The sequence below is a fragment of the Streptomyces sp. Ac-502 genome (genome assembly GCF_045222935.1).
GTDB lineage: Bacteria > Actinomycetota > Actinomycetes > Streptomycetales > Streptomycetaceae > Streptomyces > Streptomyces monomycini.
On sequence record NZ_JBHFFO010000001.1, the window covers coordinates 7,356,368 to 7,368,780 of the forward strand.

Here is a 12,413-nt window from a genome sequence, read left to right on the forward strand (position 1 = left end):
CCGCGGAGCGCCCGGGAGGAACCGGGGGACCGGTTCGCGCCTGAGGGGCCACAGGGCCGACGCGCGCCCGGGAAGGAACCGCGGGACCCGTCCGCGCCCCGGGGACCGCGGCCAGGCCCCGCACGGCGCCCCGGTAGATTCGCCGGTATGCGCACACCTCCATGCGTCCTGACCGTCGCCGGGTCCGACTCCGGCGGCGGCGCGGGCATCCAGGCCGACCTGAAGACGATGCTGGCGCTCGGCACGCACGGCATGAGCGTGCTGACCGCCGTCACCGCGCAGAACTCACTCGGTGTGCAGGGCGCGTGGGAACTGCCCGCCGAAGCCGTACGGGCCCAGTTCCGCAGCGTCGTCGACGACATCGGCGTCCAGGCCGTCAAGACCGGGATGCTGTCCTCACCCGAACTGGTCGAGACCGTCGCCGCCCTGCTCGCCGGGGTGTCCGCGCCGGTCGTCGTCGACCCGGTCGGCGTCTCCAAGCACGGCGACGCGCTGCTGGCCGCCTCCGCGCTGGACGCCGTCCGCACCAAGCTGCTGCCGACGGCCACCCTCGCCACCCCCAACCTCGACGAAGTGGCACAGCTCACAGGCGTACGGGTACGGGACGAGGCGGATCTGCCGCGCGCCGCCGCCGCCGTCCTCGGTTTTGGGCCGCGCTGGGCGCTGATCAAGGGCGGCCACCTGGCGGGCGACGCCGTCGACCTGCTCACCGACGGCACCGAGGAGCACTGGCTGCGCGCCCCGCGGCACGACAACCGGCACACCCACGGCACCGGCTGCACCCTCGCCAGCGCCGTCGCCGCCCGGCTCGCCCTGGGGGACACGGTCCCGGAGGCCGTGGCGGCGGCCAAGGAGTACGTCACCGGCGCCATCGCGGGCGGCTTCCGCCTGGGGGCGGGGATCGGGCCGGTGGACCATGGGTGGCGGATGCGGGGCTAGGTGTGTTGTCCCGGGACGTTGGTGACAGGCGACGCGCCCGGCGCCCGCCACCAGGGTGTACCGGGCTCCGGGTACGGCAAAAGCCGGCCCACCGAGGTGGACCGGCTTTCAGGCAACCGGCGGGGCTGCGCTTCGACTAGGACGTCAGCGCGAGACCTTGCCGGCCTTGATGCACGAGGTGCAGACGTTGAGCCGCTTCGGCGTGCGCCCGATGACCGCGCGCACCGTCTGGATGTTGGGGTTCCAACGACGGTTGGTACGGCGGTGCGAGTGGGAAACGCTCTTGCCGAAGCCCGGCCCCTTGCCGCAGACGTCGCAGTTGGCAGCCACGGGTCACTCCAAAGACTTCAGATGCACTTACGGTGAATCCCGACGAGCGGAGTGCATTGAACCGACCCGATTCGCCAGGAGAGGAATGGCCCGATTCGCATCGGGCAACCGGAGCAGCATACAACGACCGCTCCCGTAGAACGAAACTACCATGAGCGCCCCGGCCCCCGCCCCGGCCGCCGGGTCCCCGCGCCACTACTGTGCGGTGGATCGCATGACCGAGCCGAGCCCGCCGAGGGCCGCTGGCCGAGGAGGACGAACGGTGCCGCACCCGCTCGACGCCGATGCGGTACGTACCTGGTGCGCCCTCGCGCTCCAGGCCCTGGGCCGCGAACGCGAGCGGATCGACGCGATCAACGTCTACCCCGTGGCCGACGGCGACACCGGCACCAACCTGTACCTGACCGTGGAGTCCGCGGCCCGCGCGGTCGAGGCCGCCTTCGACGGGCACGGCGCCTCGGGCACCGCGCCGGGCCTGGCCGACGCCGTCGGCGCCATGGCGCACGGGGCGCTGATCGGCGCCCGCGGCAACTCCGGCACGATCCTTGCGCAGCTGCTGCGGGGCATGGCAGAGATTCTGGGGTCCGGGTCCGGGTCCGGGGCCGGGTCCGGGGCCGAGGCCGGATCCGGGGGCGAGGCTGGGCCCGGGGGCGAGGCTGGGCCCGGCGGCCCGGCGGCCGTGCTGAAGCGGGCCCTGCGGCGGGCGGCCGAATCGACGTACGAGGCGGTGGCGCACCCCGTCGAGGGCACGGTCCTCACGGTCGCCACCATGGCCGCGCAGGCGGCGGAGCGGGCCGACGGGACCCCGGCGGCGGTCGCCCGGGCCGCGTACGAAGGGGCGCGAGCCGCCCTGGAGGCGACACCGGGGCAGCTGGCGGTACTGGGCCGGGCGGGCGTCGTGGACGCGGGCGGCTGCGGCCTGGTCGCCCTGCTGGGCGCGCTGGCCGGGGCGCTGTCCGGAGAGGTGCCGACGGCGGCGATCGCCGTACGGCCGGACGCGCCCGTGCCGGTGGCCGGCGGCTGCCCGGCGGCGGACGGGGACGGACCGGCCCCCGAGGAGACGTGCCGCGAGGGCACGGCCCCGGTCGGCCCCCACGGCGACGACGCCGACCCGGACGGGCCCGCCTTCGAAGTGCTCTACCTCCTGGAGGCCGACGACCCCGCCGTGGCCCGGCTGCGCACACGGCTGGACGCCCTCGGCGACTCCCTGGTGGTCGTCGGCGGCGACGGCCTGTGGAACGTGCACGTCCACGTGGACGACGCGGGCGCCGCCGTCGAGGCGGGCATCGAGGCGGGCCGCCCGTACCGCATCCGCATCACCCACTTCGGGACGCCGGACGGCGGCGGCCGGGGCGCCCGCCGCCGCGCGCCCGAGCCCGCGGCGCGCGCCGTGGTGGCCGTGGTGCCGGGCGACGGGCTCGCCGGCCTGTGCGCCGAGGCGGGCGCGACGGCGGTGACCGTACGCCCCGGGGAGCCGCCCGCCAGCGGCGAGCTGGTGCAGGCCATCCGGCAGGCGAACGCCCGCGAGGTGATGCTGCTGCCCAACGACCCCGAACTGCGGCACACGGCGGCGGCAGCGGCCGAGCAGGCCCGTACCGAAGGCGTACGGGTCGCCCTCATCCCCACCCGCGCCGCCGTCCAGGGCATCGCCGCGCTGGCCGTGCACGAGCCCGCCCGCAGCTTCGACGAGGACATGGTGGCCATGACCTCGGCCGCGGGCGCCACCCGCTACGCCGAGCTGGCCGTCGCCGAACGCCAGTCCTGGACGATGGCCGGCGTCTGCCAGGCCGGGGACGTCCTCGGGCTGATCGACGGCGACGTGGTGGTGATCGGCTCCGACCTGGCCGCGACCGCGGTGACCGTACTGGACCGGATGCTCTCCGCGGGCGGGGAAATGGTGACGCTCGTCCTGGGCGCGGATTTCCCCGATTCCCTCGCGGAGCACCTGGAAAGGCACGTACGCGAACGCCACCTGGCCGTGGACACCGTCGTCTACGAAGGCGGGCAGCGCGGCGCGCCCCTTCTCATCGGCGTCGAATAGCGCCCCGGAAGGCGGTGCGGAAATCCGTACCGTCCCGACGGGGGCTCGGCGGAATCCCGGCGGATTCCCGGGGCCTGCCGCCGGTTGTCAGTGGCGTGGTGTGCAATGGTCATCGTGTCCGCGCTCGACGAACCCCTGAAGAAGATTCTCGGTGGCACCACCGCCAAGGTGATGGCCGAGCATCTCGGTCTGCACACGGTCGGCGACCTGCTGCACCACTATCCGCGGAAGTACGCGGAGCGCGGTGAGCTGACCCGGCTCTCCGACCTGCCGCTGGACGAACACGTCACGGTCGTCGCGCGGGTCGCGGACGCCCGCGTCCTGAAGTTCAACAACGGCCGCGGCCAGCGCCTGGAGGTGACCCTCACCGACGGCAGCGGCCGCCTCCAGCTCGTCTTCTTCGGCAAGGGCATCCACAAACCGCACAAGGACCTGCTGCCCGGCCGCCGCGCGATGTTCGCGGGCAAGGTCTCGGTCTTCAACCGCAAGCTGCAACTGGCCCACCCCGAGTACGCGCTGCTGGCAGGCGAGGGCGGCGAGTCCGGCGAGGAGGCCGTGGACGCCTTCGCGGGCCGCCTCATGCCGATCTACCCGGCCTGCCAGCAGATGGCCTCCTGGAAGATCACCAAGGCCGTCGACGCGGTGCTGCCCAGCGCCCGCGAGGCACTCGACCCGCTGCCGGAGGCGCTGCGCGCGGGCCGGGCCCTGCTGCCGCTCCCGGACGCCCTGGAGAAGATCCACCGCCCGCGCACGAAGGCCGACATCGAGGACGCCCGCTCCCGGCTCAAGTGGGACGAGGCCTTCGTCCTCCAGGTCGCCCTCGCCCGCCGCCGCATGGCCGAGACCCAACTCCCCGCCACCCCGCGCCCGTTGACCCCCGGCGGCCTGCTCGACGCCTTCGACGCGAAACTCCCCTTCACCCTCACCGAAGGCCAGCAGAAGGTCAGCCGCGAAATCTTCGACGACCTGGCGACGGACCACCCGATGCACCGGCTTCTTCAGGGGAAGTGGGTTCCGGGAAAACCATGGTGGCCCTGCGCGCCATGCTCGCCGTCGTGGACACCGGCGGGCAGGCGGCGATGCTCGCGCCCACCGAAGTGCTCGCCCAGCAGCACCACCGGTCCATCACCGAGATGATGGGGGAGCTGGCCGAAGGGGCATGCTCGGCGGCGCCGAGCACGGCACGAAGGTGGTGCTGCTGACGGGGTCGATGGGCGCCGCCGCTCGCCGTCAGGCCCTGCTCGACCTCGTTACGGGCGAGGCCGGCATCGTCATCGGCACCCATGCTCTGATCGAGGACAAGGTCCAGTTCCACGACCTGGGCCTGGTCGTCGTGGACGAGCAGCACCGCTTCGGTGTGGAGCAGCGGGACGCGCTGCGCGGCAAGGGCAAGCAGCCGCCGCATCTGCTCGTCATGACGGCCACTCCCATTCCCCGTACGGTCGCGATGACCGTCTTCGGCGACCTGGAGACCTCCGTACTGGACCAGCTCCCCGCCGGGCGCTCGCCGATCGCCAGCCATGTCGTGCCCGCCAAGGACAAGCCGCACTTCCTGGCGCGGGCCTGGGAGCGGGTGCGCGAGGAGGTCGAGTCCGGCCACCAGGCGTACGTGGTCTGCCCCCGCATCGGTGACGAGGAGGAGGCGCCGAAGGGCAAGGGCGCGAAGAAGAAGGAGGGGAGGACACGACGGCGGGCGAGGACAAGCGGCCCCCGCTGGCCGTCCTGGACGTCGCCGCGCAGCTCGCGAAGGGCCCGCTCGCCGGGCTGCGCGCCGAGGTGCTGCACGGCCGGATGCATCCGGACGACAAGGACGCGGTGATGCGCCGGTTCGCGGCCGGCGAGGTGGACGCACTGGTGGCGACCACCGTCATCGAGGTCGGGGTGAACGTGCCCAACGCCACCGCCATGGTGATCATGGACGCGGACCGGTTCGGCGTCTCCCAGCTGCACCAGCTGCGCGGCCGGGTCGGCCGCGGCGCGGCCCCCGGCCTGTGCCTGCTGGTCAGCGAGATGCCCGAGGCCAGCCCCGCGCGGGCCCGGCTCGCCGCGGTGGCAGGCACCCTGGACGGCTTCGAGCTGTCCCGTATCGACCTGGAGCAGCGCCGCGAGGGCGACGTCCTCGGACAGGCCCAGTCCGGTGCCCGTACGTCCCTGCGGATGCTCGCCGTCATCGAGGACGAGCAGGTCATCGAGGCGGCCCGGGAGGAGGCCACCTCGGTGGTCGCCGCCGACCCGGAGCTGACCGGTTATCCGGAGCTGCGCATCGCCCTCCAGGCCCTGCTGGACGCCGAGCGCGAGCAGTATCTCGACAAGGGGTGACCGGGCGGCGGGGCCGGGTGGCGCGGCCCCGTCCCGCCCGACGCCATATCGTGGGGAGCGGTCCGCGCAGGCGGGCCGCCCCACCCGCAGCGCGAAGGACCGAGAACCATGACCCGCGTGATCGCCGGCACGGCCGGCGGCCGGCGCCTGGCCGTGCCCCCGGCAACGGCACCCGCCCGACCTCCGACCGGGCGCGCGAGGGCCTGTTCTCCACCTGGGAGTCGCTGGACGGCCCGCTGACCGGCGCCCGGGTGCTCGACCTGTACGGCGGTTCCGGCGCCGTGGGCCTGGAGGCGCTGTCCCGCGGCGCCGCGCACGTCCTGCTGGTCGAGGCCGACGCCCGCGCCGTCCGCACCATCCGCGACAACGTCCGCACCGTCGGTCTGCCGGGCGCCGAGGTGCGCGCCGGCAAGGCCGAGCAGGTGATCGCCGGGCCGGCTCCGGACGAGCCGTACGACGTGCTCTTCCTCGACCCGCCGTACGCCGTCACCGACAGCGATCTTGAGGAGATCCTGCTCACACTCCACCGGCAGGGCTGGTGCGCCGAGGAGGCACTCGTCACCGTGGAGCGGAGCACCAGAGGCGGTCCGTTCCCCTGGCCTGCCGGGTTCGGGGCCGTCCGGTCCCGGCGCTACGGCGAGGGCACGCTTTGGTACGGTCGCGCCGCTTCGACGTGCGACAACGCGTCATGACCGGACCGGAGAGCGAGGAACCTCAGTTGCGCCGCGCAGTCTGTCCGGGGTCGTTCGACCCCATCACCAACGGGCATCTGGACATCATTGCCCGGGCCTCCAGGCTCTACGACGTCGTGCACGTCACCGTGATGATCAATCAGGCCAAGAAGGGCCTGTTCTCGGTCGACGAGCGGATCGACCTGATCCGCCGGGCCACCGCCGAGTACGGCAACGTCCAGGTCGAGTCCTTCCACGGCCTGCTCGTCGACTTCTGCAAGCAGCGCGACATCCCCGCCATCGTCAAGGGGCTGCGGGCGGTCAGCGACTTCGACTACGAGCTGCAGATGGCCCAGATGAACAACGGTCTCTCCGGCATCGAGACCCTTTTCATCCCCACCAGCCCCACCTACAGCTTCCTCTCCTCCAGCCTGGTCAAGGAGGTCGCGGCCTGGGGCGGCGACGTCTCCCACCTCGTGCCGCCCTTCGTCCTGGAGGAGCTGACCAAGCGGCTCGGTACCGAGTGACGTCCTGACCTTCCGTCAGCAGGTGTCGGCGCGGGGCGCTGTGGACGTACAGTCGTCCCCGTTCCGTCGTACCGACCCGGAGAGTGGCGAGTCCAAGGTGGACGTGCAGAAAAAGCTCGACGAGATCGTCCGGACCGTCGGCAGCGCCCGGTCCATGCCCATGTCGGCCTCGTGCGTGGTCAACCGCGCCGAGCTGCTCGCCATGCTGGAGGAGGTGCGGGCCGCGCTGCCCGGGTCGCTCGCGCAGGCCCAGGAGGTGCTCGGCGACCGTGCGCAGATGGTCGAGGAGGCCCGTGCCGAGGCGGAGCGGATCATCGAGTCCGCCAACGCCCACCGCGGCTCGCTGATCTCCGACACCGAGGTCGCCCGGCAGTCCCAGGCCGAGGCCGACCGCATCCTGGCCGAGGCCCGCCGGGAGGCCGAGGAGGTCCGCGCCGAGGCCGACGACTACGTGGACAGCAAGCTGGCCAACTTCGAGGTCGTCCTCACCAAGACCATCGGCTCGGTCGACCGCGGCCGCGAGAAGCTGCTCGGCCGCGCGCCGGGCGAAGGCGGCCACCAGGACGAGGACGGCGTCCAGGCGCCCGAGCCCAGCGCCGACCCGCAGACGCTCAAGGAGCGGGCCGACCGGTACGTGGACGCCAAGTTCGGCGCCTTCGAGGCCGTACTGACCAAGACCCTGGAGGCCGTCGGCCGCGGCCGGCTCAAGCTCCAGGGCGCCCGTCCGACGGACGAGCTGGGCGGTCTCGCCGCCGCGTCCGACGGCCTCCACCCGGGCCACACCGGCGACGCCGAGTACCTGGCCGGGCTCGCCGAGCTGGCCGGCCCCGTACCGCCGCAGCCGCAGGCCCCGCCGCAGCCCAGCGTGCCGCCCCAGGCGCAGCTCGGAGTGCAGCAGGACTACTACACCGACCACACCGACTACGCCGCCGCGGGCTACCAGCAGCATGACGCCTACGGCTATCAGCAGGCCTCGTACGCGCAGCAGGACCCGTACGGCTACGGCTGGCAGGATCCGCAGGCCCAGCAGCACCAGCACCAGGAGCACCAGCAGTCCTACGACCCGAACGCGGCCTACCTCCAGCAGCCCCAGCCGCCCGGGCAAGACCCGGCGGGCAGGGCAGTACAGCCCGCCGCCCTCGACGAGACCAGTCTCTTCGACACGAGCATGATCGATCTGGACCGGCTGCGGCAGTACGAGGAGGGGCGCCAGTAGCGGATTGGGCCTATCGGGACCGTTCCAGTATCCTGGCTCTTCGGTCGCGTGTACGTTCGCGATCTCTGCTGCCCGGTTGCCTGTCGGCGACGGGGTGGCTCGTACGTCAGCGTAGAAAGCAGGAAGCCATCAACGCCCGCCTCGACCACCGTTCCCCGCTCGTGTTCGACACGCGCGATCTGGGACGCCGTCCCGGCGCGCTGCAGCGGCTCTCCCGCACCGTCGAGGCCCCCGGGACCTCGGCAACGAGGTCATCGGAGTGCCCGTGGGCGCGCCGGTGGAACTCGACTTCCGCCTGGAGTCCGTCATGGACGGGGTGCTTGTCACAGGCACCGGCCGTGCATCGGTCCAGGGGGAGTGCGTAAGGTGTCTGGAGCCGCTGGAGCGCGAGCTCGTAGCGGACTTCCAGGAGATGTTCTCCTACCCCGACGCCGACGCCAGGACCCGCACCGCGGAGCCCGGCGACGACGCCGAGGAAGAGGAGGACACTCTCTTCCTCGAGGACGACATGTTCGACCTCGAACCCGTGCTGCGGGATGCGGTGGTGCTCGCACTGCCGATGCAGCCGGTGTGCCAGGACGACTGCCCGGGCCTGTGCTCCCAGTGCGGAGAGCGGCTCGCGGACGACCCGGACCACCACCACGACGCCGTCGACATCCGTTGGGCGGCACTGCAGGGACTCGCCACCGACCCGGCCGGCGAGAAGGACAACATGGGCGGCGCCGAAGCGGGCGTCGACGAGAAGCAGGAGAAGTAGCCGTGGCTGTTCCGAAGCGGAAGATGTCGCGCAGCAACACGCGCCACCGCCGGTCGCAGTGGAAGGCTGCGGTCCCCACCCTGGTGGCGTGCGAGCGCTGCCACGAGCCGAAGCAGCAGCACATCGCGTGCCCGAGCTGCGGCACCTACAACAAGCGACAGGTCCTCGAGGTCTGATCGGCTGGTGACAGGCTCTATGTCAGACGCCCAGACGTCTCCCCGCAAGCGCGGGGCTGAAACGGCACCGGCGGACACGGCCTCGTCCCACACGCTTCTGGAAGGGCGGCTCGGGTATCACCTTGAGTCCGCCCTTCTGGTGCGTGCGCTGACGCACCGCTCGTACGCGTACGAGAACGGCGGTCTGCCCACCAACGAGCGGCTGGAGTTCCTCGGGGACTCGGTGCTCGGCCTGGTGGTCACGGACACGCTGTACCGCACCCACCCCGACCTGCCCGAAGGCCAGCTGGCCAAGCTGCGGGCCGCGGTGGTCAACTCGCGCGCACTCGCCGAGGTGGGCCGTGGCCTCGACCTCGGCGCCTTCATCCGCCTCGGCCGGGGCGAAGAAGGCACCGGAGGCCGGAACAAGGCCTCCATCCTGGCCGACACCCTGGAAGCGGTGATCGGCGCGGTCTATCTCGACCAGGGCCTCGACGCGGCCGGCGAGCTGGTGCACCGGCTCTTCGACCCGCTCATCGAGAAGTCCGCCGGCCTCGGTGCCGGCCTGGACTGGAAGACCAGCCTCCAGGAACTGACCGCGACCGAAGGTCTCGGTGTCCCGGAGTACCAGGTCAGCGAGACCGGTCCGGACCACGAGAAGACCTTCACTGCTGCTGCCCGCGTCGGTGGTGTCTCGTACGGCACCGGCACCGGCCGCAGCAAGAAGGAAGCCGAGCAGCAGGCGGCCGAGTCCGCCTGGCGGGCGATCCGCGCGGCGGCGGACGAAGCGGCCGAGAAGGCCGTGGACGCGCCGCCTGCCGGGGAGCCCGTGGTTCCCCCGGCAGGGGAGCCTGTGGTTCCCCCGGCAGGGGAGCCTGTGGTTCCCCCGGCAGGGGAGCCGCCCGTCTCCGGCTGAGCCGCAGAGCTCTCACTCCCGGCCGTCCGCCCCTACCGGGGAGGGCGGCCGGGCAGTGCTTTGCGGGGCCGTACCATCCGCGCGAGGCCCGCCCCGCGGGCAGTGCGCACCATCCGTACCGCGTCCCCGCGCGCTCGCGGCGGGCGCCGCATGACGAGGAGAGCCGTGCCCGAGCTGCCCGAGGTCGAGGTCGTACGCCGCGGACTGGAGCGGTGGGTACGGGGCCGTACCGTCGACGCCGTCGAGGTCCTGCACCCGCGGGCCGTCCGCCGGCACACCGCCGGAGCCGTCGACTTCGCGACGCGCCTGCGGGGGCAGCGCATCGGCGAGGCCCGGCGCCGCGGCAAGTACCTCTGGCTCCCGGTCACCGACGGCCTGTCCGTCCTCGCCCACCTGGGCATGAGCGGGCAGCTCCTGGTCCAGCCGCAGGACGCCCCCGACGAGAAGCACCTGCGCGTCCGCTTCACCTTCGACGACGACGCCGGCACCGAGCTGCGCTTCGTCGACCAGCGCACCTTCGGCGGCCTGTCGCTGCACGACGCGGTGCCCGACGACCTCGAAGGGCTCCCCGACGTCATCGCGCACATCGCCCGCGACCCGCTCGACCCGGCCTTCGACGACGCCGCCTTCCACGACGCGCTGCGCCGCCGCCGTACCACCGTCAAGCGCGCGCTGCTGGACCAGTCGCTGATCAGCGGTGTCGGCAACATCTACGCCGACGAGGCGCTGTGGCGCTCCCGCCTGCACTACGACCGCCCGACCGCCACCCTCACCCGCCCCCGCACCACCGAACTCCTCGGCCACATCCGCGACGTGATGAGCGCCGCGCTCGCCGTCGGAGGCACCAGCTTCGACAGCCTCTACGTCAACGTCAACGGCGAGTCCGGCTACTTCGAACGGTCGCTGGACGCGTACGGGCGCGAGGACGAGCCGTGCCGGCGCTGCGGCACGGCCATGCGCCGCCGCCCCTGGATGAACCGCTCCAGCTACTTCTGCCCGCGCTGCCAGCGGCCGCCGCGCCCGTAGGAGCCCGGACCGCGCATCGCGGTCCGGACGGCGCGCGCCGCAGGTCCGTACCGCGGGCGCCGCAGGCCCGCACCACAGGTGCCACAGGTCTGCACGGCGCACGCCCGGCCCGCGCGCTCCGCTTCGCGCGCCCGGGCCCCGGGCGTGCCGCCCGTACGCGGGCACCTGTACACGCCGACCCACCCGCATACGCGTGCTTTCGTGCGGATGGAGATGCGACCCTGTAGCCAGGGGGCCATACCTTCGGAGGTTGGGATCCGATGGCGACGAGTATGCATCTGGTCTGGAGCTCGGCGGCGCCCGACAGCGTCGTGTACGAGACACACGCGATCGAGGTGGTCGAAGAAGGCGGCGTACACGGCGAGGTCGTCAGTGAACGGCACGAGACCCCGGTGCGCAGCCGCGCCCACGCGGAGGAGATCGCCGCCGAGCACGACTACGAGCTCTACCGCGAGGGCGAGGAGTGGGACAGCCTTCCGGAGGAAGCCGAGGCTTGAGCCGACGGCGTCGTCGTCCGGTTCAGAAACCGAAGTCCTGCGTCCACCACGGCCCGCCCCGGCCGAAGTGCGCTCCGACTCCCAAGGTCTTGTACTCGCAGTTCAGTATGTTGGCGCGGTGTCCGGTGCTGTGCATCCAGGTGTTCATCACCGCGCGGGCGTCGGTCTGGCCGCGCGCTATGTTCTCGCCGCCGAGGTTCTCCATGCCCGCGTCCTTGGCCCGGTCCCACGGGCTGCGGCCGTCCGGGTCGGTGTGGTCGAAGAAGCCGCGGCGCGCCATGTCCTCGCTGAAGTCACGGGCCAGGGTGCCCAGTTCGCGGTCGGCGGTCACCGGTGAGCAGCCTGCCTTCGCGCGCTCCTGGTTGACCAGGTCCACCACCTGCGACTCGGCGGCGGAGGGCGAGGTGTCCGGGGCCGCGGAGGCGGTCGGGGTGCTCTTCGCGGGCGCGGGGGTGGGCGCCGTACGGTCCGGCCGCTGCGTACGGTCCCGGTCGGGGGCGGTGTCCGCCGCGGGCGTGGACGGCTGCCGGGGGACCGGGGTGGCCGACGGGGCGGCGGACGACGTGGGGCGCGCCCGGTCCGGGAGGCCGGGCCGGGGCTCGCCGCGGCTGGCCTGTCCGGCGCCCCGGTCCGTGGGCGGCACGGATACCGCGTCGCGGGGCGTCGAGTGCGGCAGGGTGTCGGCGCGCACCCGTTCACCGGAGCCGCCGCTGCCGCCCCAGTCGTACTGGCCGTCGCCGGGCAGCAGGCCCGAGGCGACGGCGACCGCGCCCATCGCCACGGCGGCCGAAGCGCCGAGCAGGCCGGTGCGGACCGGGGCGCCACGGCGTTCGCGGGCGGGGCGCCGGCCGCGATGGCGGCCGGAGTGCGCGGGGCCCGCGTGCGCGTCGGGTGCGGAGGCCGGGGCTCCGGCCTGGTCCGTGGCTCCGGCGGCTTCGGGCGATGCGGGAGCGGAGCGTCGATGGCGGCCCATCCACTGCCTTCCTTCTGTCCACACGAGCGTCAACGTGCCTCACTCG

10 protein-coding genes and 3 pseudogenes are annotated in these 12,413 nt (G+C 73.1%); 11 read left to right on the forward strand and 2 right to left on the reverse strand.

Annotation, left to right across the window (positions count from 1 at the left end):
• Nucleotides 1–147: 147 nt before the first annotated feature.
• The gene (gene thiD, locus ACEXOX_RS33565; protein WP_406524700.1) at nucleotides 148–939 is read left to right on the forward strand and encodes a bifunctional hydroxymethylpyrimidine kinase/phosphomethylpyrimidine kinase; all 792 of its coding nucleotides are present in this window, start codon (nucleotides 148–150) and stop codon (nucleotides 937–939) included.
• A gap of 144 nt (nucleotides 940–1,083) precedes the next feature.
• Here thiD and rpmB read toward each other — a convergent pair whose 3' ends face one another.
• Nucleotides 1,084–1,269, reverse strand: coding sequence for a 50S ribosomal protein L28 (gene rpmB, locus ACEXOX_RS33570; protein ID WP_003984695.1), 186 nt, complete (start codon nucleotides 1,267–1,269; stop codon nucleotides 1,084–1,086).
• A 262-nt stretch (nucleotides 1,270–1,531) separates the two neighbouring features.
• Here rpmB and ACEXOX_RS33575 point away from each other — a divergent pair, with 262 nt between their 5' ends.
• From ACEXOX_RS33575 to ACEXOX_RS33620, 10 genes and pseudogenes are all read left to right on the forward strand, one after another.
• Nucleotides 1,532–3,310, forward strand: a complete 1,779-nt coding sequence (locus ACEXOX_RS33575; RefSeq protein WP_406524701.1) for a DAK2 domain-containing protein — start codon at nucleotides 1,532–1,534, stop codon at nucleotides 3,308–3,310.
• Nucleotides 3,311–3,415: 105 nt separating this feature from the next.
• Nucleotides 3,416–5,629 (forward strand): annotated as a pseudogene (recG, locus tag ACEXOX_RS33580) (ATP-dependent DNA helicase RecG).
• Nucleotides 5,630–5,737: 108 nt separating this feature from the next.
• A pseudogene (rsmD, locus tag ACEXOX_RS33585) lies at nucleotides 5,738–6,321 on the forward strand (16S rRNA (guanine(966)-N(2))-methyltransferase RsmD).
• A gap of 26 nt (nucleotides 6,322–6,347) precedes the next feature.
• The gene (gene coaD / locus ACEXOX_RS33590; RefSeq protein WP_033037174.1) at nucleotides 6,348–6,827 is read left to right on the forward strand and encodes a pantetheine-phosphate adenylyltransferase; all 480 of its coding nucleotides are present in this window, start codon (nucleotides 6,348–6,350) and stop codon (nucleotides 6,825–6,827) included.
• 97 nt (nucleotides 6,828–6,924) lie between these two features.
• Nucleotides 6,925–8,043 carry a cell division initiation protein gene (locus tag ACEXOX_RS33595; RefSeq protein ID WP_406526553.1) on the forward strand — a complete coding sequence of 373 codons (1,119 nt, stop codon included), beginning with the start codon at nucleotides 6,925–6,927 and terminating at the stop codon, nucleotides 8,041–8,043.
• Between the two features lie 161 nt (nucleotides 8,044–8,204).
• Nucleotides 8,205–8,800, forward strand: a pseudogene (locus tag ACEXOX_RS33600) (YceD family protein).
• A gap of 2 nt (nucleotides 8,801–8,802) precedes the next feature.
• On the forward strand, nucleotides 8,803–8,976 hold the full coding sequence (gene rpmF, locus ACEXOX_RS33605; RefSeq protein WP_003951102.1) for a 50S ribosomal protein L32: 174 nt from the start codon (nucleotides 8,803–8,805) through the stop codon (nucleotides 8,974–8,976).
• 19 nt (nucleotides 8,977–8,995) lie between these two features.
• Entirely contained in the window at nucleotides 8,996–9,871 is an 876-nt protein-coding gene (gene rnc, locus ACEXOX_RS33610) for a ribonuclease III (protein ID WP_406524702.1), read from the forward strand.
• Nucleotides 9,872–10,036: 165 nt separating this feature from the next.
• A complete protein-coding gene (gene mutM / locus ACEXOX_RS33615; protein ID WP_406524703.1) occupies nucleotides 10,037–10,897 on the forward strand; it encodes a bifunctional DNA-formamidopyrimidine glycosylase/DNA-(apurinic or apyrimidinic site) lyase in 861 nt (286 codons plus the stop codon).
• A 260-nt stretch (nucleotides 10,898–11,157) separates the two neighbouring features.
• Nucleotides 11,158–11,394, forward strand: coding sequence for a hypothetical protein (locus ACEXOX_RS33620; RefSeq protein ID WP_406524704.1), 237 nt, complete (start codon nucleotides 11,158–11,160; stop codon nucleotides 11,392–11,394).
• Between the two features lie 22 nt (nucleotides 11,395–11,416).
• Here ACEXOX_RS33620 and ACEXOX_RS33625 read toward each other — a convergent pair whose 3' ends face one another.
• The gene (locus tag ACEXOX_RS33625; protein ID WP_406524705.1) at nucleotides 11,417–12,367 is read right to left on the reverse strand and encodes a CAP domain-containing protein; all 951 of its coding nucleotides are present in this window, start codon (nucleotides 12,365–12,367) and stop codon (nucleotides 11,417–11,419) included.
• Nucleotides 12,368–12,413: the final 46 nt, after the last annotated feature.

What these genes read in the sequence shown, in the direction of transcription:
- rnc (WP_406524702.1), top strand. Translation starts at nt 8,996, where the DNA reads ATGTCAGACGCCCAGACGTCTCCCCGCAAGCGCGGGGCTGAAACGGCA.
- ACEXOX_RS33625 (WP_406524705.1), bottom strand. Translation starts at nt 12,367, where the DNA reads ATGGGCCGCCATCGACGCTCCGCTCCCGCATCGCCCGAAGCCGCCGGA.
- thiD (WP_406524700.1), top strand. Translation starts at nt 148, where the DNA reads ATGCGCACACCTCCATGCGTCCTGACCGTCGCCGGGTCCGACTCCGGC.
- ACEXOX_RS33620 (WP_406524704.1), top strand. Translation starts at nt 11,158, where the DNA reads ATGGCGACGAGTATGCATCTGGTCTGGAGCTCGGCGGCGCCCGACAGC.